Origin of the sequence: Curtobacterium sp. GD1 (genome assembly GCF_020882855.1) — a bacterium.
Taxonomy (GTDB): Bacteria; Actinomycetota; Actinomycetes; order Actinomycetales; family Microbacteriaceae; genus Curtobacterium.
This window is the reverse complement of the sequence record NZ_JAFEVQ010000009.1, coordinates 59,699-81,944: the sequence shown is the minus strand read 5'-3', so window position 1 is coordinate 81,944 and position 22,246 is coordinate 59,699. Positions and strand designations below refer to the sequence as shown.

General features: G+C 69.3%; 16 protein-coding genes. 13 read left to right on the top strand and 3 right to left on the bottom strand.

Annotated elements, in window-relative coordinates:
- Positions 1-107: 107 nt before the first annotated feature.
- Both JSX79_RS06885 and JSX79_RS06880 read right to left on the bottom strand, forming a co-directional pair.
- Positions 108-863 (bottom strand): hypothetical protein, encoded by a 756-nt coding sequence (locus tag JSX79_RS06885; RefSeq protein WP_229085560.1) that lies wholly within the window; start codon positions 861-863, stop codon positions 108-110.
- A gap of 126 nt (positions 864-989) precedes the next feature.
- Positions 990-1,832, bottom strand: coding sequence for a spermidine synthase (locus tag JSX79_RS06880; protein WP_092385318.1), 843 nt, complete (start codon positions 1,830-1,832; stop codon positions 990-992).
- A 133-nt stretch (positions 1,833-1,965) separates the two neighbouring features.
- On the opposite strand from JSX79_RS06880, the gene JSX79_RS06875 reads away from it, so the two are divergent.
- The 6 genes from JSX79_RS06875 to rpoC all read left to right on the top strand — a co-directional run bounded on the left by JSX79_RS06875 (position 1,966) and on the right by rpoC (position 12,995).
- The gene (locus tag JSX79_RS06875) at positions 1,966-2,475 is read left to right on the top strand and encodes a hypothetical protein (protein WP_229085559.1); all 510 of its coding nucleotides are present in this window, start codon (positions 1,966-1,968) and stop codon (positions 2,473-2,475) included.
- Positions 2,472-3,683, top strand: a complete 1,212-nt coding sequence (locus JSX79_RS18635; RefSeq protein ID WP_229085558.1) for a histidine kinase — start codon at positions 2,472-2,474, stop codon at positions 3,681-3,683. The genes JSX79_RS06875 and JSX79_RS18635 overlap by 4 nt, the downstream gene beginning before the upstream one ends.
- Entirely contained in the window at positions 3,680-4,339 is a 660-nt protein-coding gene (locus JSX79_RS06865; protein WP_229085557.1) for a response regulator transcription factor, read from the top strand. Before JSX79_RS18635 ends, JSX79_RS06865 begins: the two co-directional genes overlap by 4 nt.
- Before the next feature lie 348 nt (positions 4,340-4,687).
- Entirely contained in the window at positions 4,688-5,215 is a 528-nt protein-coding gene (locus JSX79_RS06860) for a hypothetical protein (RefSeq protein ID WP_229085556.1), read from the top strand.
- A 367-nt stretch (positions 5,216-5,582) separates the two neighbouring features.
- On the top strand, positions 5,583-9,071 hold the full coding sequence (rpoB, locus tag JSX79_RS06855) for a DNA-directed RNA polymerase subunit beta (protein ID WP_070417662.1): 3,489 nt from the start codon (positions 5,583-5,585) through the stop codon (positions 9,069-9,071).
- Positions 9,072-9,113: 42 nt separating this feature from the next.
- Complete coding sequence (gene rpoC, locus JSX79_RS06850; protein ID WP_070417663.1) at positions 9,114-12,995, top strand: DNA-directed RNA polymerase subunit beta'; 3,882 nt, start codon at positions 9,114-9,116, stop codon at positions 12,993-12,995.
- A 70-nt stretch (positions 12,996-13,065) separates the two neighbouring features.
- On the opposite strand, the gene JSX79_RS06845 is transcribed toward rpoC, so the two are convergent.
- Complete coding sequence (locus JSX79_RS06845) at positions 13,066-13,461, bottom strand: VOC family protein (RefSeq protein ID WP_071295200.1); 396 nt, start codon at positions 13,459-13,461, stop codon at positions 13,066-13,068.
- A gap of 79 nt (positions 13,462-13,540) precedes the next feature.
- On the opposite strand from JSX79_RS06845, the gene JSX79_RS06840 reads away from it, so the two are divergent.
- From JSX79_RS06840 to JSX79_RS06810, 7 genes are all read left to right on the top strand, one after another.
- Positions 13,541-14,563 (top strand): GNAT family N-acetyltransferase, encoded by a 1,023-nt coding sequence (locus JSX79_RS06840; RefSeq protein ID WP_229085555.1) that lies wholly within the window; start codon positions 13,541-13,543, stop codon positions 14,561-14,563.
- A 208-nt stretch (positions 14,564-14,771) separates the two neighbouring features.
- Positions 14,772-16,442: a GspE/PulE family protein gene (locus JSX79_RS06835; protein WP_229085554.1), complete on the top strand. Its 1,671-nt coding sequence runs from the start codon at positions 14,772-14,774 to the stop codon at positions 16,440-16,442.
- A gap of 16 nt (positions 16,443-16,458) precedes the next feature.
- Entirely contained in the window at positions 16,459-18,129 is a 1,671-nt protein-coding gene (locus JSX79_RS06830) for a PilT/PilU family type 4a pilus ATPase (protein WP_275951221.1), read from the top strand.
- Positions 18,129-19,352 carry a type II secretion system F family protein gene (locus tag JSX79_RS06825; RefSeq protein WP_229085553.1) on the top strand — a complete coding sequence of 408 codons (1,224 nt, stop codon included), beginning with the start codon at positions 18,129-18,131 and terminating at the stop codon, positions 19,350-19,352. Before JSX79_RS06830 ends, JSX79_RS06825 begins: the two co-directional genes overlap by 1 nt.
- A gap of 192 nt (positions 19,353-19,544) precedes the next feature.
- Positions 19,545-19,994 (top strand): type II secretion system protein, encoded by a 450-nt coding sequence (locus JSX79_RS18630; RefSeq protein ID WP_092385304.1) that lies wholly within the window; start codon positions 19,545-19,547, stop codon positions 19,992-19,994.
- An 80-nt stretch (positions 19,995-20,074) separates the two neighbouring features.
- Entirely contained in the window at positions 20,075-21,538 is a 1,464-nt protein-coding gene (locus tag JSX79_RS06815) for a prepilin-type N-terminal cleavage/methylation domain-containing protein (protein ID WP_229085552.1), read from the top strand.
- Positions 21,535-22,239, top strand: a complete 705-nt coding sequence (locus tag JSX79_RS06810; RefSeq protein WP_071302480.1) for a type II secretion system protein J — start codon at positions 21,535-21,537, stop codon at positions 22,237-22,239. Before JSX79_RS06815 ends, JSX79_RS06810 begins: the two co-directional genes overlap by 4 nt.
- Positions 22,240-22,246 lie beyond the last annotated feature (7 nt).

The following is a 22,246-nucleotide window of genomic DNA, read 5'->3' as shown; positions in this document are numbered from 1 at the left end:
GAGCGAGCGGTGCCACGCGCACGGGGGTCACGCTCGTGTCGCCCGCGGGGACGAGGACGGCCCGCCGTGCGGGTGCACGACGGGCCGTCCGGGACGATCTGGTCGGGTCAGGACATCCCGCTGGCCGAGACGGCCGAGATGAGGATGGCCACCACGAACGCGATCGCCGCGACGACCGCGAGGATGATCGCGAAGACACCCCAGCCGCGTCCGCGCTTCGTGACCGCGGCGACGATGCCCTGCACGATCGCCCACACGCCGAGCGCCGAGCCGAGGTAGAACAGCAGCGACCCGGTGACGGCGCTCGACGACGTGGTGAGCGCCATGATGTCGGAGTCGCTCGGGGTCGCCCCGCCGTTCTGCACGGACTCGCGGAACGCCTCGGAGCCGCCGAAGACGCCGCCGAACAGCGCGCCGCCGATGATGCCGACCACGAGCGCGGCGACGGCCACGACGAACGCGATGACGCCGACGGTCTTCTTCTTGGCCTTCGGCTCCTCGTAGCCCTGCCACGAGGGGGCACCGGCGCTCGCCGGAGCCGCCGCGTAGGGCTGCTGGCCGTACTGGGGCTGCCCGTGCTGCGGCTGCCCGTACTGGCCCTGCTGCTCGGCGTACTGGGTCGACCCGTACTGCGGGGTCTCGCCCTGCGGGGCCTGGTGCTGCTGGGCCTGTTCGCCCCAGCGCGGCGCGTCGGCCTGCGGGGCCGGCTCGCCGTACTGCGGCGTGGAGGCGGGAGCGGGGTCGACCCGCTCGCCGTAGCGCGGCTCGTCGGCCGAGGGAGCGGGCTGCTGCGGCGCTCCGCCCCAGCTCGGCGCCTGGCCGTCGCCCGTCCGGTCCTCGTTGCTCCGGTCGTCGTTCGTCATCAGGGATCCCCTTGCTCGGTCGCGCACCTGCGCGGTCGTTCAGACCCATCCTGGCAGGCGGACCCTCCGCGTGCGCGGCATCCGCCCGATCGCACGGCGACCGTCGGCCCGACCCGCGGTCGCGCGTCAGCCGCCGAAGACGCTCCGGTTCGGCTCCGGCGACGCCACCGCGGTCTGGTCCGTGACGATCGGCGCCCCGGCGATGAACGCCCGCAGCTCCGCCCCGTGCACGACCTTCGCCGGCATCGGGTCGGAGGAGTACCGACGAGGCATGTCCGCCACGGGCAGGTCCGTCGGCGACCCGAGCAGCACGATGTTCCCGAACCGCCGGCCCTTGAGCATCCCGGTGTCCGCGACGGCCGCCACCGACGGCAGCACCGCCTGCAGCGTCGACGCCTGCCCCCGGGCGAACGCGAGCCCGGCCCCGTCCGCCACGTTCACGGCCACGATGCCGGTGGGCGACAGGAACTCCGCGACCTCGCGGTAGAACTCGATGCTCGTCACGTGCGCGGGGATCTGCGAGCCGCCGAAGACGTCCACCACGGCCAGGTCCACCGTGCCGCGCAGTCCGGCGGGGAGCTTGCCGAGGACCTCGCGGGCGTCGCCGTACCGCACCCGGATCGAGGCCCCGCGGGGGAATGGCAGCGCGTCCCGCACGTGGTCGACGAGGTCCCGCTCCAGCTCGATGACCTGCTGCCGCGAGCCCGGCCGCGTGACCGCGACGTACCGGGGGAGCGTCAGGGCCCCGGCGCCGAGGTGCAGCGCCGTGACCGGGCCGTCCGGGAGCAGGTCGATGGCGTGCCCGATCCGCCGGATGTACTCGAACGCCAGGTGCGTCGGGTCCTCGAGGTCGACGTGCGACTGCGGCGTGCCGTCCACCACGAGCGTGAACGACCCCGGGCGGTGCCGGTCCGGCTCGACCACCGCGTACCCCGCACCGATCCGGAACCCGTCGAACGCATCAGCCATGGCACCAATCGAACACCACCGCGATCACCACCCGCGTCCCCACCCCTGGTTGGTGTGCCCGCCGACGCCGTCGAACGAGGCTGGTACCACCGGCCGGGAGACGCCCGCCGGACCTCCTCGGAAGGCGGACACCATGTCGGTCCAGCTCCTCGTGAACATCCTCGTCGGCATCGCCCTGGTCGCGTTCCTCGGGTACCGCCAGGCGACCTGGCAGTACCTCGACCCGGCGCGCATCTGGCGCACGCCGCTCATCATGGCGATCGTCGGCGTGGTCGTCCTCGCCCAGACGAAGGCGACGATCACGACCACCGACGTGGTGTTCCTCGGGATCGAGGCGCTCATCACGATCGGGGTCGGCCTGACCATGGGCAGCATCACCCGCTTCCGCACGGTCGGCACCCCGGACGCGAAGGGCCGCACGATCCAGTCCCGCACGGGCCTCGTCGGCGCTGGCCTCTGGTTCGTCCTCATCGCCGTCCGCATCGGTCTCGACGTGCTCGGCGGCCACCTCGGCGCGCACCTGCTCACGTCGACCGGCACGATCCTGCTCGTCCTCGCGCTGAACCGCGCCGCACGCGCCGTCGTCATCGACGGCCGCATCCCCCGCGGCGACCGCCAGCCGCGCGGCATGATGGTCCGGTGACCCTGCTGACCGGCCAGGACGAGACCGACCTCCCCGGAGGCCGGTCCCGTTCGGGCGCCGCCTGGGGGCTCAACGCCCTCGGCATCGCGATCGTCGCGTTCTGGTTCGTGAAGAACGGCATCGCCCTGCAGCACCCCGCGTGGGTGTGGGTGCTCGGCGCGGTGGCGCTCGCCGCGTGGGCGCTCCGCGAGTTCGGTCGCACACCCCGGCTCCTCGTCGTCGCCGGGGTCCTGATGATCGCCGCGGGCACCCTGACGGTGGTGCCGACGGACTCGCTCATGATCGTCCCCGTGATCGTCGGGATCGTCCTGCTCGGCGCGAACCTCCGCGTCCCGGTCTGGGCGGCATCCGTCGCCGCACTCGCCGCGATCGTGGTCGTCGCGGTGTCCGCCTCGATCGAGCACGCCTCGGTCCAGTTCGTCCTCGGGACGAGCGGCGGCATGCTCCTGGGCGTCCTCATCGGCTTCAGCCGGCGGCAGTTCCGCATCGCGGCGGAGCGGGCGCGCGAGGCCGAGCGGGACCAGCAGCGCGCCGAACTCCTCGCGGACCGGTCCCGCGCCGCCCGGGACATCCACGACGTGCTCGCGCACTCCCTCGGCGGCCTGGTGCTCCAGCTCGACGCGGTGGAGGCCCTGCTCGAGGCCGGCCGGGTCGACGACGCCACGAAGCGCGCCGCCGAGGCCCGCGCGCTCGCCGCGGACGGCCTGGCCGAGGCGCGACGTGCGGTGCACGCCCTGCGGGACGACGCCGAGACCGAGACCGACGCCGAGGCGGACGCGGGCCGGTCCGCGGTCCCGCACCGTGCCTCCCGTCCGACCACCGACCCCGCGACGGGCCTGGCGGCCCTCGTCGACGCGCACCGGTCGTTCGGCGGCGAGATCGTGACGCAGGGCGACACGGCGCTCACCGACCTCGATGCGGCCCACCGCGCCGCCGTGGTCCAGGTGGTCCGGGAGGCGCTCAGCAACGCCCGCAGGCACGCCCCCGGCCGTCCCGTGTCCCTGTCCGTCATCCGGGACGGCGACGCCGTGGACGTCGTGGTCGCGAACCCGCTGTCCGGCGGCGGCCACGGTCTGCTCGGGATGCGCGAACGCTTCGCGGAACTCGGCAGCGGCGCCGCGGTCGAGGCGGACCGGTCGGACGACGAGTTCGTCGTGGCGATGCACCTGCCGGTCGACGAGCTGGCCGCCGAGGGGGACCGCCCGTGACCATCCGCGTCCTCGTCGTCGATGACCAGGCCATCGTGCGCGACGGGCTGGTGACGGTGCTCTCCCTCGTGGAGGACCTCGAGGTCGTCGGTGAGGCGTCGGACGGCGCCGAGGCGGTCGCCGCGGTCGAGCGGGAGTCCCCGGACGTCGTGCTCATGGACCTCCGGATGCCGGGCGTCGACGGCCCGACGGCGACGGCACGCATCACCGCGGGGTACCCCGGGGTCGCCGTGCTCGTCCTCACCACGTTCGCCGACGACGAGTCGATCCTGACCGCGCTGCGGGCCGGTGCGCGCGGGTACCTGACCAAGGACGCCGGCCGCGGCGAGATCGCGACGGCGATCCGTGCGGTGGCGTCGGGGCAGTCGACGTTCGACGCCACCGTGGGCGCCCGGCTCGTCGCCCAGCTGGCCGGCGGCACCGGGCCCGCGCCCGTCGCGACGCCGGACCCGACCGAGTCGCTCCGCGCACGCTTCCCGACGCTCACCCCGCGCGAGGCGGACGTGCTCGGGCGCATCGCCGAGGGCCGGTCGAACCCGCAGATCGCCGCCGAGCTCTTCCTCACCGTGCCCACCGTGAAGTCCTACGTGAACCAGGTGTTCACGAAGCTCGGCGTCCGCACCCGCGCGGAGGCCGTCGCCCTCGTCCTGCGCTGACCCGGGTCCGCGGTCCCGACCGGCCGGTCCACCCGGCGCAGGTGAATGCGTGCACATGCACCACCAGCGGACGCCAAGGGTCGTCGCCTACCGTTCACCGGGTCGTCACCTCGGTGCGTCGATCCGCGCAGTGCCCCACACCTCGCGCGCTTCCGCACCCCGCTCGTGACCGCGGCGCGACCGTCCGGCACCCCCACTGCCCCTCGTGTGCGCGCCGTCGGCGTGCGCCGGGCTCCCCGCTCTCCTGCGCGCCGCCCGTGGTCCGCCTGCCGTGACCATTGAACACATTGCGTGCGCTATGTAAAATATGAGCACGAACGGACCCGATCCCACGAGGAGTCGACCCGCATGACCGACACCATGAGCGTGCCCACGTACCGCCGCGCCACCGCGAGCCGTCCCGCGGTCGCCACCCGCGCCTCCCGTCCGTCCACCCACACCGAGCGCGAGCACGCGCCGACCTGGATGCGTGCGGTGGGTGCGGTCCTGCTGGTGGGCGGGCTCGGGCTGACCGCAGCGGTGCTCGGATGGCCGGGCGACGCTCCGGAGACGGCGCTGCTGGTGCCGGCGCTCGTCGGCGTCGCGGTCGGGTTCCTGCTCCTCGTCGCCCGCTCGGGGTGGACGGTGACGGACAGCCACGTCGTCCTGCACTTCCGGCCGCTGCCCGCGCGACGGATCGCCCGCGACCGGATCACCGACGTGCGACTCGTCGAGGCGGACGCGTCGACGTACGGCGGCATCGGGCTCCGGATCGGACGCGGCGTCCGCGCGCTCATCCTCACGCCGGGGCTCGGGATCGAGTTCACCGACGACCGCGGACGCGTCACGTTCGTGCGGACGCGGCAGCCTGAGGCGGCGTTCCGCGCCCTGCGCTGACGGCCGCGTTTCCGGGCGCATGCGCGGGAATACCCACGCTGTCCACCGGCTTATACACGGCACTGCCGAATTCGGTCAAGCCAGGACTGGACATCCGCGACGAGCCCGACCTATGATGGCAGTTCGCGCTCCCTGGCATCCGTGTCGTCATATTGCGGTCGACGCAGCGTTCTTCCAGAACGTGCCCTGGTGGTGCCGGTCCCGTATATGTCGGCGGGTCCCGTCCACCCAGATCATCGCACACGTGCACAGCTCACCGGCCGTCGCGTGATCGCGTGTCTTCGAGGGGTGCGCTGAAGCGTCAATCCACTCACCTACGTGCTGCTCGTCAGTACCGGCCCGACGGGGCCTACCGGAGGTCAAACCCTTGGCTGCTGCGCCCAACGCATCCACCAACCCCAAGAACGGTCGCAACCACTCGCGACTCTCGTTCGCCAAGATCACGGACACCCTCACGGTTCCTGATCTGCTCGCACTCCAGACGGAGAGCTTCGACTGGCTCGTCGGCAACGACGTCTGGAAGGCCCGCCTCGCCGAAGGCCAGGAGCAGGGTCGCACCGACCTCGCACTGCACTCCGGGCTCGAGGAGATCTTCGAGGAGATCTCCCCGATCGAGGACCTCGGCGAGACCATGCAGCTCGGCTTCACGTCGCCCGAGCTCGAGGACCCGAAGTACTCGATCGACGAGTGCAAGGAGCGTGGCAAGACCTACGCTGCCCCGCTCTACGTCAACGCCGAGTTCATGAACCACATGACCGGTGAGATCAAGACGCAGACCGTCTTCATGGGCGACTTCCCGCTCATGACCGAGCGCGGCACGTTCATCATCAACGGCACCGAGCGTGTCGTGGTCTCGCAGCTCGTCCGCTCGCCGGGCGTGTACTTCGAGCGTCAGCAGGAGAAGACCTCCGACAAGGACATCTACTCCGCCCGCGTGATCCCGTCGCGTGGTGCCTGGCTCGAGTTCGAGATCGACAAGCGCGACCAGGTGGGCGTGCGCATCGACCGCAAGCGCAAGCAGTCGGTCACCGTGTTCCTCAAGGCGCTCGGCATGACGAGCGAAGAGATCATGGACGAGTTCCAGGGCTTCGCCTCGATCGAGTCGACCCTCGAGAAGGATGCCATCCTCACCAAGGAAGAGGCGCTCAAGGACATCTACCGCAAGCTGCGTCCGGGCGAGCAGGTCGCCGCCGAGGCCGCGCGTGCGCTCCTCGACAACTTCTACTTCAACCCGAAGCGCTACGACCTCGCGAAGGTCGGCCGCTACAAGGTCAACCGCAAGCTCGGCATCGACGCGCCGCTCAGCGACTCGGTCCTGACCGTGCAGGACATCGTCCGCACGATCAAGTACCTGGTCTCGCTGCACGCCGAGAAGACCACGCTCGACGGTGTCCGTGACGGCGAGCCGGTGCAGCTGCGCCTCGACGTGGACGACATCGACCACTTCGGCAACCGTCGCATCCGCGCCGTCGGCGAGCTCATCCAGAACCAGGTCCGCACCGGTCTGTCCCGCATGGAGCGCGTCGTCCGCGAGCGCATGACCACGCAGGACATCGAGGCGATCACGCCGCAGACCCTGATCAACGTGCGCCCCGTCGTCGCCGCGATCAAGGAGTTCTTCGGGACGTCCCAGCTGTCGCAGTTCATGGACCAGAACAACCCGCTCGCGGGCCTGACGCACAAGCGTCGCCTCTCGGCCCTCGGCCCGGGTGGTCTGTCCCGTGAGCGTGCCGGCGTCGAGGTCCGTGACGTCCACCCGTCGCACTACGGCCGCATGTGCCCGATCGAGACCCCGGAAGGCCCGAACATCGGCCTGATCGGTTCGCTCGCGTCGTTCGGTCGGATCAACTCCTTCGGCTTCATCGAGACGCCGTACCGCCGCGTCGTGAACGGTCAGGTCACCACGACCATCGACTACCTCACGGCCTCGGAAGAGGACGACTTCGTCGTCGCGCAGGCGAACGCCCCGCTCACCGACTCCTTCCACTTCCAGGACGACAAGGTGCTCGTCCGGAAGAAGGGCGGCGAGGTCGAGCTCGTCGGCAAGGACGAGGTCGACTACATGGACGTCTCCCCGCGCCAGATGGTGTCGGTCGCGACGTCGCTCATCCCGTTCCTCGAGCACGACGACGCGAACCGCGCCCTCATGGGTGCGAACATGCAGCGTCAGGCAGTCCCGCTGCTCCGCTCCGAGTCGCCGCTCGTCGGCACCGGCATGGAGGGCTACACCGCCATCGACGCCGGCGACGTCGTCACCGCCGACAAGGCCGGTGTCGTCTCCGAGGTCTCGGCCGACGCCGTGACCCTGCAGCTCGACGAGGGCGGCACGCAGACCTACTACCTGCGCAAGTTCGACCGCTCGAACCAGGGCACGAGCTACAACCACCGCGTGGTCGTCTCGGCCGGTGAGCGTGTGGAGCAGGGCGAGGTCATCGCCGACGGCCCCGCGACGGAGAACGGCGAGCTCGCGCTCGGCAAGAACCTCCTCGTCGCGTTCATGCCGTGGGAGGGCTACAACTACGAGGACGCGATGATCCTGTCGCAGAACCTCGTGAAGGACGACACGCTCTCCTCGATCCACATCGAGGAGTACGAGGTCGACGCCCGCGACACGAAGCTCGGCAAGGAGGAGATCACCCGCGACCTCCCGAACGTCAGCCCGGACCTCCTGGCCGACCTCGACGAGCGCGGCATCATCCGCATCGGTGCCGAGGTCCGCCCCGGCGACATCCTGGTCGGCAAGGTCACGCCGAAGGGCGAGACCGAGCTCAGCGCCGAAGAGCGCCTCCTCCGCGCCATCTTCAACGAGAAGTCGCGCGAAGTCCGCGACACCTCGCTCAAGGTGCCCCACGGTGAAGAGGGCACGATCATCGGCGTCAAGGTGTTCGACTCGCAGGACGGCGACGACGAGCTCGGCTCGGGCGTCAACCAGCGCGTGGTCGTGTACATCGCCCAGAAGCGCAAGATCACCGCGGGTGACAAGCTCGCCGGTCGTCACGGCAACAAGGGCGTCATCTCGACCATCCTCCCGGTCGAGGACATGCCGTTCCTCGCCGACGGCACCCCCGTCGACATCGTGCTCAACCCGCTCGGCGTCCCCGGCCGCATGAACTTCGGCCAGGTCCTCGAGATCCACCTCGGGTGGCTCGCGAAGCAGGGCTGGAACGTCGAGGGCATCCAGGAGTGGGCTTCTGCCCTCCCCGAGGCAGCCCGCAGCGCGGAGCCCGGCACGAAGGTCGCCACCCCGGTGTTCGACGGTGCCTACGAGCGCGAGATCGAGGGCCTCCTCGACTCGACCCTCCCGAACCGCGACGGCGAGCGCCTGATCGGTTCGTCCGGCAAGGCGCAGCTCTTCGACGGCCGCTCCGGCGAGCCGTTCCCGGAGCCCGTGTCGGTCGGCTACATGTACATCCTCAAGCTGCACCACCTGGTCGACGACAAGATCCACGCCCGTTCGACCGGTCCGTACTCGATGATCACGCAGCAGCCGCTGGGTGGTAAGGCGCAGTTCGGTGGACAGCGCTTCGGCGAGATGGAGGTGTGGGCGCTCGAGGCGTACGGCGCCGCCTACGCCCTCCAGGAGCTCCTGACGATCAAGTCCGACGACATCCTCGGCCGCGTGAAGGTCTACGAGGCGATCGTCAAGGGCGAGAACATCCAGGAGCCGGGTATCCCGGAGTCGTTCAAGGTCCTCATGAAGGAGATGCAGTCGCTCTGCCTGAACGTCGAGGTCCTCTCGGCCGACGGCCAGGCGGTCAGCCTCCGCGACACGGACGACGAGGTCTTCCGTGCCGCTGAAGAGCTCGGCATCAACATCTCCTCGCGGTTCGAGTCGTCGTCCGTCGACGACATCTGATCCCGCCCGTACTCGTAACGAATCCAGCTAGAGAGAAGAACATTGCTCGAAGCAACTTCATTTGACGCACTGCGGATCGGTCTCGCCACGGCCGAGGACATCCGCCAGTGGTCGTACGGCGAGGTCAAGAAGCCGGAGACCATCAACTACCGCACCCTCAAGCCCGAGAAGGACGGTCTGTTCGGCGAGCAGATCTTCGGTCCGTCCCGCGACTGGGAGTGCGCCTGCGGCAAGTACAAGCGTGTCCGGTTCAAGGGCATCGTCTGCGAGCGCTGCGGCGTCGAGGTCACCAAGTCCTCGGTCCGCCGTGAGCGCATGGGCCACATCGAGCTCGCCGCGCCCGTCACGCACATCTGGTACTTCAAGGGCGTCCCGTCGCGCCTCGGTTACCTCCTCGACATGGCGCCGAAGGACCTCGAGAAGGTCATCTACTTCGCGGCGTACATGATCATCGACATCGATGAAGAGGGCCGTCACGCCGACATGCCGGGTCTCGAGAACGAGATGCGCCTCGAGATCAAGAACCTCGAGGGGCAGCGCGACTCGATCATCGCCGACCGCCTCAAGAAGCTCGAGGACGACCTCGCAGCGCTCGAGGAAGAGGGCGCCAAGGCCGACGTCAAGCGCCGCACCAAGGACACCGCCGAGAAGGAGATGTCCCAGGTCCGCAAGTCGTTCGACGAGGACATCACCCGCCTCGAGCGCGTGTGGGAGGACTTCCGCAACCTCAAGGTGGGCGACCTCAAGCCCGAGGACGCCGTCTTCCACGAGCTCCAGGACCGCTTCGGGATCTACTTCGACGCCTACATGGGCGCCGAGGCGATCAAGCTGCGGCTCGAGGCGTTCGACCTGGCCGCCGAGGCCGAGGCGCTGCGTCTGCAGATCGCCGAGGGCAAGGGCCAGAAGAAGATCCGCGCGATCAAGCGTCTGCGCGTCGTCAGCTCCTTCCTCGCCACCGGCAACTCGCCGGCCGCGATGGTGCTCGACGTCGTGCCGGTCATCCCGCCGGAGCTGCGCCCGATGGTGCAGCTCGACGGTGGCCGCTTCGCCACGAGTGACCTCAACGACCTCTACCGTCGTGTGATCAACCGCAACAACCGTCTCCGCCGCCTGCTCGACCTCGGTGCCCCCGAGATCATCGTGAACAACGAGAAGCGCATGCTGCAGGAAGCGGTCGACGCGCTGTTCGACAACGGTCGTCGTGGTCGTCCGGTCACGGGTACCGGCAACCGCGCCCTGAAGTCCCTGAGTGACATGCTCAAGGGCAAGCAGGGTCGTTTCCGCCAGAACCTGCTCGGCAAGCGCGTCGACTACTCGGGCCGTTCGGTCATCATCGTCGGCCCGCAGCTGAAGCTGCACCAGTGCGGTCTGCCCAAGCAGATGGCGCTCGAGCTCTTCAAGCCGTTCGTGATCAAGCGCCTGATCGACCTGTCGCACGCGCAGAACATCAAGTCGGCCAAGCGCATGGTCGAGCGTTCGCGTCCGCAGGTGTGGGACGTGCTCGAGGAGATCATCCGCGAGCGCCCCGTGCTGCTGAACCGTGCGCCGACGCTGCACCGTCTGGGCATCCAGGCGTTCGAGCCGCAGCTCGTCGAGGGCAAGGCCATCCAGCTCCACCCGCTCGTGTGTGCTGCGTTCAACGCGGACTTCGACGGTGACCAGATGGCCGTGCACCTGCCGCTGTCGGTCGAGGCCCAGGCCGAGGCCCGCATCCTGATGCTCGCCTCGAACAACATCCTGAAGCCGTCCGACGGCCGTCCGGTGACCCTGCCCGCACAGGACATGATCATCGGTCTGCACCACCTCACGACCGTCCGCGAGGGCGCCGTGGGTGAAGGCCGTGCGTTCTCCTCCGTCGCCGAGGCCATCCTCGCGAAGGACCAGGGCACGCTGCACCTCAACGCGCTCGTGAAGATCCGCATGGCGGACGTCCACTTCGCCGAGGGTGAAGCACCCGAGGGCTACGAGCAGGGCGACACCGTGCTGCTCGAGACGACCCTGGGCCGTGCGCTCTTCAACGAGACCCTCCCGGCGAACTACCCGTTCGTCCAGAAGGTCACCGACAAGGGCGTGCTCTCCGCGATCGTCAACGACCTCGCCGAGCGCTACTCCAAGACCGAGACGGCCGCCGCGCTGGACCGGATCAAGGACGCGGGCTTCTACTGGGGCACGCGCTCCGGTGTGACCGTGGCGCTCTCCGACGTCGTGACGCCTCCTCGCAAGAAGGAGATCATCGCGGGCTACGAGGTCCAGGCCGCCAAGGTGCAGGGCGAGTTCGACAAGGGTCTGATCACCGACGCCGAGCGTCGCGCCGACCTGATCAAGATCTGGACCGAGGCCACGAACGAGATCGCGCAGGAGATGCGCGACAACTTCCCGGTCGACAACACCATCAACCGCATGGTGTCGTCCGGTGCTCGTGGTAACTGGCTCCAGGTCCGCAACATCGCCGGTATGCGTGGTCTGGTGAACAACCCGAAGGGCGAGATCATCGCCCGCCCGATCATCAACTCGTACCGCGAGGGCCTGACCGTGGCGGAGTACTTCATCGCCACGCACGGTGCTCGCAAGGGTCTTGCCGACACCGCGCTCCGTACCGCGGACTCCGGGTACCTCACCCGTCGTCTCGTGGACGTCTCGCAGGACGTCATCATCCGCGAGGACGACTGCGGCACGACCCGGGGGCTCGAGCTCCCGATCGCGACCGTGGGCGCCGACGGCAAGCTCGTGCGCGACCCGCGCGTCGAGAACACCGTGTACTCCCGCACCCTGGCCACCCCGGCCGTGGACGCGAAGGGCACGGTCGTCGCCGAGGCCGGCGAGGACGTCGGTGACGTCCTCATCGACAAGCTGCTCGCGGCCGGTGTCGAGAGCATCAAGGTGCGCTCGGTCCTGACCTGCGAGTCGAGCGTCGGTGTCTGCGCGAAGTGCTACGGCCGTTCGCTCGCCACGGGCAACCTCGTCGACATCGGCGAGGCGGTCGGCATCATCGCCGCCCAGTCCATCGGTGAGCCCGGTACCCAGCTGACGATGCGTACCTTCCACACGGGTGGTTCGGCCTCGGCCGACGACATCACCCAGGGTCTGCCGCGCGTCACGGAGCTCTTCGAGGCGCGTACCCCCAAGGGCGCGTCCCCGATCGCCGAGGCCCCCGGCCGCGCCACGATCGAGGACACCGACAAGGGTCGTCGCATCATCCTCACGCCGGACAACGGTGACGAGCCGTTCATCTACCCGGTGCTGAAGCGTGCGACGCTCCTCATCGAGGACGGCCAGCACGTCGAGCTCGGCGAGCAGTTCATCGCCGGCACCGTCGACCCGAAGGAAGTCCTCCGCGTCAAGGGTGTCCGTGAGGTCCAGAAGCACCTCGTCAACGGTGTGCAGGACGTGTACGGCTCGCAGGGCGTGCCGATCCACGACAAGCACATCGAGGTCATCGTGCGCCAGATGCTCCGCAAGGTCACCGTCGTCGACCACGGCGACACCGACCTGCTCCCGGGCGAGCTCGTGGACCGTTCGCGGTACAACGAGCTCAACCGTGCGGCGCTGCAGGAGGGTCGCAAGACCGCTTCCGCTCGCCAGGAGGTCATGGGCATCACGAAGGCGTCCCTCGCGACCGAGTCGTGGCTCTCCGCCGCGTCCTTCCAGGAGACCACCCGCGTGCTCACGCAGGCGGCCATGGAGGGCAAGCAGGACCACCTCGTCGGCCTCAAGGAGAACGTCATCATCGGTAAGCTCATCCCCGCCGGGACGGGCCTCAGCCGGTACCGCGACGTGGACGTGAACGCGACGGAAGAAGCGAAGGCGGAGCGGTACCCGAACCGCATCTTCGCGGACGACTCGTCGTTCTCGGACGCCGACCTGAGCTTCGTCGACTTCGACAGCTTCTCGTCGGACGACTTCACGCCGGGCACCTACAACTGAGCCTGAGCTCCACCGGAACGGCCCCCGCATCCTCGGATGCGGGGGCCGTTCCCGTTGGTGGCGTGACGGCTCAGACCGCGCGGTCCGCCCCGTTGTCGCGTCCGGAGCCCCGGCCGGTCTCGTCGACGAGGGAGAACAGGCTCAGGACGTTGCCGTCGGGATCGCGGACGTCGAACCAGTCGACGGCTCCGTCGACGCACTCGACCGGGCCGATGTCGATCCCGAGTGCGCCGATGCGCGCGTGCTGGGCGGCGACGTCGTCGACGCCGAAGCGGACGCTCACGGGGTTCTCCTCGGCGTCGGCGTCCTCGTAGAGCTGGATCCAGATGCCGCCGACCTCGTACTCGGCGATGCCCTCGTCGGGCTCGAGGTCCGGTTCGGCACGTTCGAACACGGCGCCGTACCAGAGGCAGGACGCCTCGATGTCGGTGACGGGCAGCCCCACGGTCACGCTCGTGATGTCCATGACTCATCATGTCCCGGGGCAGGGCTGCGCGTCGAGCACTTTCCGCCGTCGCGCCCGTGACCGATGGCAGGCTGGCCGGATGGCAACGCTGCGCGAACGGATCACCGCCCCAGCCCACCTCGAGCTCCCGGTTCCGATCGCCGGGCTGACCTTCCGGGCGGCGACCCGGGACGACCTGGCGGCCGTGCACGCCCTCGCCGTGGCGGCGGCCGCGGTCGACGACCCACACGCTCGTCCCTCCACAGCGAGCCTGGAGCGGACGTTCTCCACCGAAGGGCTCGACCTCGCTCGGGACACCCTCGTCGGCGTCGATGCTGAGGGGCATGTGCAGGCGTACGGCATCGTCATCGACGTCCCCTCTCGCATCACCGCCGCTCGCGTGGTGCTCGAGGGGGCGGTCCACCCCGCACTGCGCGGCCGGGGCATCGGCCGTCGTGTGCTCGCGTGGCTCATCGGGCGCGCGCGGCAGCGACTCGCCGCGCTCGACCTCGACCTCCCGGCGACGATCGAGGTCGGCGCCGCGCAGGGGACCGGTCCGCTACGTCTGGCGGCCCACTTCGAGTTCGAGCCGGTCCGGCACTGGGTGGACATGCAGGCGGTGCTCGACGAGCGCACCGGGCCCGCGATCCCGCAGTTGCCGGACGGGTACAGCGTGCGTGCGACGACGTCCGACGACATCGAGCCGCTGCGGATCGCGAAGAACGACGCCTTCCGCGACCACTGGGGATCGCAACCGATGGTCGAGTCCGACTGGCGCGGGTTCCTCACCGCGGCGACGGCCCGGCTCGACCTCGGCCGGGTCGTCGTCGACCCCGCGGGCCGGATCGTGGCGTTCGCACTCGTCGAGGTGGATCCGGACGGCTTCGCCGCTCGCGGCCGGTCGTTCGGGTACGTGCACTGGGTCGGTGTCGTGCGGGCGGCACGAGGGACGGGACTCGCGCCGATCGTCCTCGACGCCGCGCTGCAGGGGATGCGTGCCGAGGGGCTGTCCGCCGCGGTCCTGCACGTCGACGCCGAGAACCCGACCGGCGCCGGACGCATCTACGAGCGGCTCGGGTTCGTCCCGGGGCCGGTGCACGTCACCGCGTCGACGACCCTCTGACGGGGGTCGTCGCGGCCCTCGGCGCGCACGCCGTCGGCGGTGTCGATACCCGCGGGTACCCCTGCACTGGGGCCACCGAACACCCCCTCGCCCCCTCGTTGTGGGACTGCGGTGGCCGTTCCGTGCGGACGTAGCGTGGTCGGGCGTCGAACCCCTGCGGCGCTCGTCCCCACGAACCGCGCGCGACCCGAAGGAGGCTCCGCAGCTCATGGCCACGCTGTCCGAGATCCTCATCCTCAACGGAGCCCTGCCGATCGAGCACCTCGACTCGATGACCGGCGACGAGGAGATCGACGACCGTTCGATCCGCTCGCTCGTCGACCAGGGCCTCGTCAGCGAGGCGCAGTACATCACCGCGCGCGCTGCGTCGAACAACTCCAAGACCGTCCCGCTCACGGACTACCCGGTCGACGGCACCGCGGTGTCGATGCTCCCGGCGGCCCTCTGCCGTCGGCACGGCGTACTCGGCGTCGGGTTCGAGGGTGACGTCCTCGTCCTCGCGATGGTGAACCCGACGAACGTGCTGGCGATCGACGACGCCCGGACCGCCTCCGGACGCCCCGTGAAGCCGCTGCAGGTCGACGAGCGCGACCTCGCCGCAGCACTCGACCGCTACCTGCGTGCCGACGACGAGCTGAACGACCTGACCTCCTCGCTCGAGGAAGAGGCATCGGCGCAGACCCAGCAGCAGGTCGACCTCACGGACGGCGCGCTCGACGACGTCCCGATCGTCCGGTTCGTCAACTTGCTCGTGTCCCAGGCCATCCAGGACCACGCATCCGACATCCACATCGAGCCCGGCGAGCACGAGGTCCGGGTGCGATACCGCATCGACGGTGTGCTGCACGAGATGGCCCCGGCGCCGAAGAACATCCAGAACGGCGTCATCAGCCGGCTCAAGATCATGAGCGACATCGACATCGCCGAGCGTCGGAAGCCGCAGGACGGCCGCATGTCGGTGCGCCACGGTGGCCGGCAGATCGACCTCCGCGTCGCGACGCTCCCCACCGTGTGGGGCGAGAAGGTCGTCATGCGGATCCTCGACAACACGAACACGTCGATGTCCCTCAAGGACCTCAACCTGCTCGAGCAGAACTTCCAGGCGTACCAGCGCTCCTACTCGAAGCCGTACGGCATGATCCTCGTCACCGGTCCCACCGGGTCCGGCAAGTCGACGACGCTCTACACGACCCTCAACGCGGTCGCCCGTCCCGAGATCAACGTCATCACCGTCGAGGACCCGGTCGAGTACCGGATGGCCGGCATCAACCAGGTGCAGGTCAACCCGAAGGCCGGACTCACGTTCGCGTCGGCCCTGCGGTCGATCCTCCGGTCCGACCCCGACGTCGTGCTCCTCGGCGAGATCCGCGACCACGAGACCGCGCAGATCGCGATCGAGGCCTCGCTCACCGGCCACCTCGTGCTGTCCACGCTGCACACGAACGACGCCCCGTCGGCCGTGACGCGACTGACGGAGATGGACATCGAACCGTTCCTCGTCGGGTCCGCACTCGACTCCGTGGTCGCCCAGCGTCTGGCACGACGGCTCTGCGACCGCTGCAAGGCCCCGGCGCAGTACACGCCGGCGCAGCTCGTGGCGCTCGGCTTCGTGGGCACCGAGGACACCGACGTGCCGGAGTTCTTCGGCCCGGTCGGCTGCGCCGTGTGTTCGAACACCGGGTACCGCGGCCGCATCGCCCTGCACGAGGTCATGACCGTGACCGAGGAGATCGAGCGCCTCGCCGTCTCGCGTGCCTCGAGCGCCGAGATCGGCCGCGTCGCCCAGCAGCAGGGCATGCTCACCCTCCGCCAGGACGGGTGGGAGAAGGTCAAGCTCGGCATGACGAGCATCGACGAGATCCTGCGCGTGGTCGCGTAGGCGTGGGAGTGGAACGATGACCGATTCCGTCTACGACATCTCCGTGCCCGGCGACGAGCCGGTCGCGGGGTGGCACCCCGGCCGTCCCGGCAACGAGATCGGCGGTCGCCGCGCAGCCCGGCTCGCGGCCGCAGCGGCGCAGCAGCCGACGTCGCCGGCCGTGGAGGCGCAGATCGCCCCCGCCTCGGCCGCGCCGGTCTACGACCTGTCGGGTGACACCGCCTGGCCGGCTCCGGCTGCGCCCGTCCCCGGTGCTGCCGCGCCCTCCGCGAACGTCCCGAGCGGGTCCTGGCCGGCGCCGTCCGGCGACCCCGTCGCCGTGCCGGTCGCGCAGCCGCACGCCCGCCCCGCGACGCCGTCCGCCGCCGTCCCGCCGTCGACCGCGTCCTACGGCTACGCCGACGCGGTGACCCAGCACCTGCCGGTCGTGCCTGCGGAACCGACCACGATCCTCCCGACCGTCGCCCACGTCGCGGCCACCCACGTGCCCGCGCCCGCCGGCCACGACGAGATCAACTTCACCCGCCACGCGCGTGAGGTCGCCGACCCCGACCTCATCACCGCGCTCGCCCAGGTCGTCTACCAGGGTGCGTCGGACCTCCACCTCACCGCGGACGCGGCCCCGACCGTGCGCGTCGACGGATCCCTGCGACCGGCGGTCCCCGGTGGGCCGTGGGCGCGGAACAAGGTGATCGCCGCCCTCAAGACCCTGCTCTCGGTGGAGCAGGCCGGGCAGTTCGACCACGAGCAGGAACTCGACTTCGCGTACTCGCTGTCGCCCGAGTACCGCTTCCGTGTGAACTACTACCAGCAGCGCGGGAACTGGGGCGCGGCCTTCCGCATCATCCCGACCAAGATCAAGACCCTCAAGCAGCTCGGCATCCCCGAGCACGTGGGGGAGTTCGCCAAGCTGCCGCGCGGACTCGTGCTCGTGACCGGGCCGACCGGTTCCGGCAAGTCGACCACGCTCGCCGCGCTCATCGACCTCGTCAACGAGACCCGGGCCGACCACATCGTGACGGTCGAGGACCCGATCGAGTTCATGCACGACCACAAGAAGGCGATCATCAACCAGCGCGAGGTCGGGGCCGACACGCACTCGTTCGCCGCCGCCCTGAAGCACGTGCTGCGCCAGGACCCGGACGTCATCCTGATCGGCGAGCTCCGCGACCTCGAGACGATCTCCGTCGCCCTCACCGCGGCCGAGACCGGCCACCTCGTGTTCGCCACCCTGCACACGCAGAGCGCTCCCGGCACGATCGACCGCGTCATCGACGTCTTCCCGCCGCACCAGCAGGGGCAGATCCGGACGCAGCTCGCCTCGACGCTCGAGGGTGTCGTCTGCCAGACGCTCGTGCCGAAGGCCAACGGTGCCGGCCGGGTCGTCGCCACCGAGATCATGAGGACCACCCCGGCCATCGGGAACCTCGTGCGCGAGGGCAAGACGTACCAGATCACCTCCGCCATGCAGGCCGGGCGTGACATGGGGATGCACACGATGGACCAGGACCTCGCCGAGCTCGTCAACGTCGGCACCGTCACGCGGGCTGCCGCGATGGAGAAGGTGCACGACCACGAGGGCTTCGACCGGCTCGTGCAGCGCGTCGAGTCCCCGTCCGACTCCTCGGCCGCCGCGATCGCCGCGTCCGAGATCGACTTCGGCGACAAGTACTCAGGAGGCCACTGATGTCGCTCGCCTACGACTACCGGGGGCGCGACGGCGCCGGGAAGCTCGTCAAGGGACGGCTCGACGCGTCCTCCGAAGGAGCGGTCGTCCAGCGTCTCCGGGGCATGGGCGTCTCGCCGATCGCCATCACCGAGGCGAAGCCCGGCACCGGACTGCAGACCGAGATCAAGATCCCGGGGTTCGAGAAGGGTGTGGGGCTCAAGGACCTGGCGATCATGTCGCGTCAGGCGTCGACCATGCTGACGTCGGGGCTCTCCCTGCTCCGCGCGCTGTCGATCCTCGCCGACCAGACGGAGAACAAGAAGCTCAAGGTGATCCTCGGGAAGGTCCGGGACGACGTCGAGCGCGGTGTCTCCTTCTCCGACGCCGTGGCGAAGTACCCGGTCGACTTCCCCCCGATCATGATCAACATGATCCGGGCGGGTGAGACCGGCGGCTTCCTCGACCAGGCGATGGACTCCATCGCGACGAACTTCGAGAAGGAGCACAAGCTCCGGTCGACCATCAAGTCGGCGATGACCTACCCGGTCGTCGTGCTGGTGATGTCGCTGCTCGCGGTCGTCATCATGCTCATCTTCATCGTGCCGATCTTCCAGGACATGTTCTCGAGCCTCGGCGGGCAGCTGCCGGTGCCGACGCAGATCCTCGTGACGATGTCCCACGCGATGCGGTGGCTCGGACCCGTGCTGGCCGTCGCGGTCGTCGTCGGGTGGCTCTGGTTCCGCGCCAACAAGAACACCGATCGTTTCCGCGCCGTCCGTGACCCGCTGATGATGCGTCTGCCGGTGTTCGGCCCGCTGACGAAGAAGATCGTCATCGCGCGGTTCGCACGCAATTTCTCGAACATGATCGGGGCCGGCGTCCCCATTCTGCAGGCATTGCAGATCGTCGGTGAAGTCTCGAACAACTTCGTCGGGCACAAAGCACTCGAACGGGTTGCGGAAAGCGTTCGGAAAGGTGAATCGATTTCCGCACCGCTGGCAAATGAGAAAGTATTCCCGAGCATGGTCTCGCAGATGATGGCGGTCGGTGAGGACGCGGGTTCGCTCGAGGTCATGCTCGAGAAGATCGCGATCTTCTACGACGCCGAGGTCGAGGCGACCACAGAGTCCCTGACCGCCCTCATCGAGCCGTTGCTCATCGCGTTCCTGGGCGTGGTGGTCGGCGGGATGATCGTGGCGCTGTACCTGCCGATCTTCCAGATCACGTCCCTCATCAAGTAGGAGCGACTTTCCGCTACCCCTCGTGCGGGGGAGGAATTACCCCCACTGCCCCCGGGAGTGGGGGTATTTCGCTCCCCACTTGCCCCCCGTTCTCGGGATTCCGCCCGGAATTGGCCCTGAATACTCTTGTCAGCGGCGGCGAGCACGCCCCGAACAATCTTCCCATCGCATTCCCGAAAGAATGGAAACACCATGTACTTCGCTCTCATGGGCAAGCTCGAGGCTCGCCGCAAGGGACTCCTCGAAGAGGACGAGAAGGGCTTCACGCTCATCGAGCTCCTCGTCGTCGTGATCATCATCGGCATCCTCGCCGCGATCGCCATCCCGGTGTACCTCAACGTGCAGAACAACGCGAAGGACTCCGCGGCGAAGAGCGACCTCGCGAACGCCAAGACCGCGGTCATCGCCTACCAGACCGAGAAGGGCGCGCTGCCGGACGGTTCGACGACCGGCCAGAAGTTCCTCGCCGCGACGACCGAGCTCGGCAAGTACGGACTCACCGTCAGCGACGGAACCAAGGACCTCAAGTACGGCACGGCGCCGGCAGCGGGCGCTTCGACCTTCTGCATCCAGGAGACGTCGTCCGCGAACAACACCTTCAGCATCACGGAGTCGACGTCGGTCAAGACCGGCGGTTGCTGAACCAACTGATCGCCTGAAGGGCGGTCCGTCGTCGGACGGACCGCCCTTTCGCTCACCCGAACACCGACCAGGAGGTGACCATGATCCAACGACTGCGGAACGTCCTCAGCCCGCGCGACGAGCGCGACGGCGAGGCCGGCTTCTCGATCATCGAGGTCATGGTCGCGATGATGGTGTTCGCGGTGATGTCGGTGGGCATCGCCTACGGCATCGCGAACACCCTGCAGCTCACCCAGACGACCCGCGGCCGTGAGACCGCGGTGGCGCTGGCCTCGCAGGACATCGACACGCTCCGGCAGACCGCCGCGGCGTCGACCGCCGGGATCTTCAAGGTCGTCGGCAAGGCGGGCGCCGACAACCGGAAGACGGTCGGCAACGTCGAGTACCGGATCGACCGTGCGGTGTCCTGGGTGCAGAGCGACGGTGCGACCGGAGCCTGCGGGACATCGACCGGCAAGCTGGCCTACAAGAGCGTCGTCGAGACCGTGAGCTGGCCGAACCCGCGCGGCGGCGGCACGAGCTCGACCTCGGTCACCTCGGCGATCGCCCCGAGCGACGCCGTGACCGACCCCGGCTACGGCACACTCATCGTCTCGGTGGCGACCGCGTCCGGTGCCCCGTACGCGGGCGTCGGCATCACCGTCACGCCGGTCTCCGGCGGCGGTGGCTCCGCGCTCACCACGGCGGTCCAGCCGACCGACGCACAGGGCTGCTCCTACGCGGTCAACGTGGCGCCCGGCGACTACACGGTCACCGCGAACACCACTGGTGGCATCGACACGAACCAGGCGCAGCCGTCCTCCCAGTCGCCGATCACCGTCTCCGCCGGCGCGAGCTCACCGGTCCCGTTCGTGTACGACCGCGCGAGCCAGCTGACGCTGCAGTACGCGAAGGGCTACAACGCGACGCTCCCCACGAACATGGTGACGGTGCTCTCCTCGACGGTCGGCGGCCTCGACACGGTCAAGCCGTGGGACGTCACCAGCACCTCGCTCGCCGTCACGTCCGCCTCGACGCCGAGCCTGCCGGTGTTCCCGTTCACGTCGGGCTACACCGTCTACGCGGGTCCGTACTCGAACAGTTCGGCGTCGTCCTCGAGCTGTCTCAGCCCGAACCCGTCGGCATGGTCGACACCGAATCCCTCTGGGGCAGTCGGCTCGGCACCGGGGACGATCGAGACGTCACCGGGGGTGCCGTCCTCGGCGTCCGTGATGATGGGCGTCGCGACGGTGAAGGGGGTCAAGAGCCGCTACGTGACCGCGGTGTCGTCCTCGAACCCCGCTGCTGGTGACCCGGGGTGCTCCGCCGGCATGACGATGAAGTTCCCGCTCTCGTCAGCGGACACGGCGACGATCGCCCTGCCCTTCGGGACCTGGACCCTCTACTCGGGGACGTCCTTCGGCGCGACGACCAAGAACGAGATCGCCTCGAACGCCTCGAACGTGAACGCGGTCACGAGCGGCCGCGTGAACCAGAAGAGCGCGCTCGTGGTCATCAGCTACGACAACACGCTCACGCTCGACCCACGAGGGCAGACGTCGTGACCGGGGCCCTCCGTCGGCTGCACGCCGACCAGTCGGGCGTCACGCTCTCCGAGCTGCTGGTCGCGGTGAGCGTGGCGATGGTCATCCTCGTCGCCGTCGGCGGCTTCTTCACCGCCACGCTCCGGGCCGGTTCGACGAACACGACGTCCGACCAGAACGCACGGTCGGCGTCGATCGTGATGAACTCGCTGACCCGGTACGTCCACGCGGCGAGCCTGTTGCCGAAGGCGGACGGCAGCTACGCCGCGGCGCTGACGGAAGCCGCGCCGACGCGGACGACCTTCTACGCCTACATCAACCTGGACGGCAACAGCACCGACAAGCCCGTCCAGATCCGGTACTCGGTCAACGCTGCGAAGCGGATCGTCCTGGACCAGTGGGACGGCACCGCCAACAACGGCTTCTGGACGTTCCCCGCGACCACGCAGACCCCGACGCGCAGCGTCGTCGTGGGTGGACCCGTCGCGTCCCCCACGGTCGACGGCGACCCGCTGTTCGAGTACCTCGGGGCCAACGGCACCACCGTCCCGACGCAGTCGGACGGCACGCTCGCCGCGACGCAGCTCGGGAACGTCCGTGCCGTGCGCGTGAACCTCGAGCTCGGCTCGTCGACGGCCGGCCTGTCCGGGAACACCCACATCCAGAACACCCTGTACCTCTTCAACGTGGTCTACGGGACGAACACCGGAGGGACCCCGTGAGGCGGAT